Genomic DNA, 3,501 nt, shown 5'->3' with positions numbered 1-3,501 from the left:
CAGAACACGATCTCCTCGCGCGCCTGGGTGTCGCCGAGGAACATGAGGAACGCAAGCGCCGCGCCGGCCACCGCATTGACCGCGATGCCCGTGAGCACCAGCGTCACCACCTCGGTGCGGCCGTTACTACGGCTGAAAAGGTAGACGGCGGCGGTGGTGATGATGCCGGCGACGAAGGCGCACAGCACACTCGTCCACGCGCCGAAGGCGGTGAGGCCGAAGACGATCGCGGAGGCGGCACCCACGGCCGCGCCGGCGGACACGCCCACCACGCTGGGCTCGGCGAGCGGATTGCCGAACGCGCCCTGCATGAGTGCGCCGGCCACCGACAGCGCCGCGCCCACGACGATCGCCATCGCCACGCGCGGGAACCGCACGCTCCACAGGGTCGCGTCGGCGCGCGGATGACTCTCGGCGGGCCCCATGTCGAGGCCGAGGCCCCGCAGGAATCCCGACGCGACCTCCGCCGGCGGGATCGACAACTGCCCGGAGGCGGCGGCAATCACCGCGAGCACCACGAGCGCCACCAGCAGCCCCGCAATCAGCAAACCGCCCGTGAGCAGGCGATTCGCAGCGCCTGGTTCGCGGTTGGCTCGCTTACCAACACGCTCGCCGGCTCGCCCGCCTGCTTGCCCGCCTGCCGGCTCGCCGGCCCCTTTGGCCGGCCGCGCCTCGGTGATCGTCACAGGGCGTCGGGGGCGTAGAGCGCCACGGCGAGCGCGTTGAGCACGACCGGGGTGCGGGTGCCGAAGGACAGGACGAGGTCGTCGTTCATCGAGATGATGCGCTCGTTCGCGCCGGCGGGCGTCTGCGCCATGGCCGGGAATTTCTCGAGCAGCCCGTCCACGCCGCCGACCGACTCGAGCCCCTTGTTCATCATGATGATCACGTCAGGCTGCGCCGCGATGAGCCCCTCGTCGTTGGCCGGCTTGGCGCCCTTCCACCCGACCTCGGAGGACACGTCGTAGCCGCCGGCCGCGGTGATGAGTTCGTCGGCACCGGAGTCCTGCCCGAACATGTAGTACACGCCGGCGCTTCCACGGGCGTAGAGGAACACGGTCCGCAGCTGCTGCGTCTGCGATTCTGGCGTGATGGTGGCGATCGCCTCCTGCGCCTCGACGATCTGCGCGCGGGTCCGCTCGCCGAGCTCGCGGCCCTCGTCGGGCAACCCCAACGCCGCGCCGACGGTCTGGGTGAGGGCCTCGACGTTCTCGGGTGAGCGGTGGGAGTCGACGACGACGACGGGGACACCGGCATCCCGGAGCTGCAGAATCACATCCCACGGCCCAAGCGAGGTATCGGTGATGATCACCGACGGGTTGAGCGCGAGGATCGACTCCGCATTCAGTTGATGCCCGTCCGTGGTGACCAGCGGCAGGTCCGAGATCTCGGGAAAGCTCGAGGAGATGTCGCGGCCGATGACGTTGTCGCCCAATCCGAGTTCGTACACCATCCGCGAGAGCGTTCCGTAGATGTCGAGCGGCAGGATGCGCGAGACATCCGTGACCTCCACCTGCGTGCCCTGGTTGTCGGTCACCACGGCCGGCAGCTGCGGAACCGGGTCGGCGGCGATGGGCTCGACCGGGTCGTCGACGAGCTCGAGCGACAGCTGCCCCTGGTACGAGCGCGGGTCCTCGATGGCCTCGACCTCGGAGGCGACGGGAATGCCGGAGACGGTCTCGAGGTCCCCGCCCGACCCGGCCGCGACGCCGCAGGAGGTCAACGAGAAAGCAAGGGCAGCGGCAACGGCCGCCCGGAAGGATCCACGGACGCCGAACGACCCACCGACGCGGGGCCTACCTGCACGGTCGTGTCCGAGTTGGGCGGGTCCGCGTCGAGCGCCCGACTTCGGTGCCGGACCTGTGCGCTGTCTGAGCATGAGCGAAACACTAACATTTTAAAATGAGGCAAGCCTAACCTCCCCTTGGATAGGCTGGCCTAATTCATAACTTCGCAGTTCACGGCACTTCCCACCCGGATTACGCCCCAAATCGTTGCGCCGCTCACACTGCTCTTCGCGTTCCGCAACCCGCTACGTCTGTTGGAAACCGTGCACTTTTTCACCACCCGAGCCCACCCGGGCCTACCTCGCAACCGGCCGATGGTACTCCCCTCACCGGCGCGAAATCGGCCCCATTTGCCGAATGTGGATCGTCGTCATTTTTGTCCACACTTCCCTGACCAGGGGTGCAATCGGAGCGCCTGACCCCGCACAGTGATGGTGTGCCACCACCCCGCCCACGCTCCATCGCCGATTCCGACGCATTCGCCGCTGCGGTTTTCAGTGGCCGACCATTCGTCGGTGCTGCCGCCCTCGAGGCCGGCATCATCGGTAGTCACGCCCTTCGGTCGCGATTCTCGCGTGTATTGCCCGGCATCTACATGGCCACTGGGCATGACTTCGACGCTTACGCCCGCGTGCGCGCCGTTTGGCTGTGGGCACCCCGTGGAGCGGTTCTCGCCGGCGCTGCCGCGGCGCTCATCCACGGAGAGCATCAAGCCTCATCCCCGGAAGTGCTTCGTGCGGTGGATTTATACGTGCCCCGACACACGCGATCGCCCCGGGGCATTCGAATCCACAGACTCCCCCAGCCGCTGTCCGAGTCAGACATCGTCGACAAGCACGGCATGCGATGCACGTCAGTGAGCCGGACCGCCCTCGACCTAGCTCGCTGGCAGCACGATCCCCTCAAAGCCACGATGGCGATTGACGCCGTATGCAACATCACCAATACGCCCGTGTCCGAAGTACAGACCTACGCGAGGACGACCAAGGGATTGCACGACTACCAACGAGCGATGGGTCTTCTCGAGCATTGCGACTATCGCGCAGGCTCTCCGCGAGAAACCTGGCTTCGGCTGATCATTGAGGATTCGCCGCTACCCATGCCCGACCTCCAGGTCGAGATCTCGGACTCCGCCAGCAGCCATATCGTCACCGCCGACCTCGCCTACCGCGAGGAGAAGGTTGCCCTGCACTACGACGGCGAGCACCACCTAGACCGTGAGCAGCGTGACTGGGATTCCAACGTGACAGCGCGTCTCTTCGACGAGGGATGGCTGGACCTTCGGATCACTGCGGGAATGCTCCGAGACCCACAGACGCTTCTGAGACGGATCGCTGAAATGCTGCGTCGGCAAGGCCGCACCGACGTCTGACCCAGCGCGGTCGAGAGACACGGTTTCTACGCAACATGACTGAGTTTCTAGGCAACATCAGCGAGGTTTCCAGGCCCCTAGAACTCACTGATGTTGCTCAAAATCGCGCTGATGTTGCCTAGATTTCAAGCCACACGCGAGCCCCGAATCCAGCCCTTCGGCGGCCAGTAATGAGCACCACGGTGGGCGCTGAGCCGCGCGGCCTCGCCTGGCTACCAGCGCGCACATGCGAAAGGCGGCCGCCCCAGGAATTTCTTCCCGGGACGGCCGCCGTCTGTCGCGTCAGCCGCAGCCTCAGCCTCAGCCCTGCTCGGCCGCCAGCTTCTTCAGCGACTCGGTGGG

Annotated in this window: 3 protein-coding genes; 1 reads left to right on the top strand and 2 read right to left on the bottom strand. The window is 66.5% G+C overall.

The window, feature by feature from the left end:
• Together K8V11_RS08455 and K8V11_RS08450 are read right to left on the bottom strand one after the other, a co-directional pair.
• A partial coding sequence (locus K8V11_RS08455) for an iron chelate uptake ABC transporter family permease subunit (protein WP_303912724.1) occupies positions 1-686 on the bottom strand: 686 nt, incomplete at its 3' end.
• A complete protein-coding gene (locus K8V11_RS08450; RefSeq protein WP_303912721.1) occupies positions 683-1,879 on the bottom strand; it encodes a hemin ABC transporter substrate-binding protein in 1,197 nt (398 codons plus the stop codon). The genes K8V11_RS08450 and K8V11_RS08455, both read right to left, overlap by 4 nt.
• 764 nt (positions 1,880-2,643) lie before the next feature.
• Between K8V11_RS08450 and K8V11_RS08445 the strand changes: the two genes are divergently transcribed.
• Positions 2,644-3,159, top strand: coding sequence for a hypothetical protein (locus K8V11_RS08445; protein WP_303912718.1), 516 nt, complete (start codon positions 2,644-2,646; stop codon positions 3,157-3,159).
• Positions 3,160-3,501: the final 342 nt, after the last annotated feature.

The organism is Dietzia timorensis (assembly GCF_020742175.1).
In the GTDB taxonomy this organism is placed as follows: Bacteria; Actinomycetota; Actinomycetes; order Mycobacteriales; family Mycobacteriaceae; genus Dietzia; species Dietzia timorensis_A.
The sequence above is the reverse complement of the archived record's forward strand: the minus strand, read 5'-3'. Positions and strand labels throughout refer to the sequence as shown.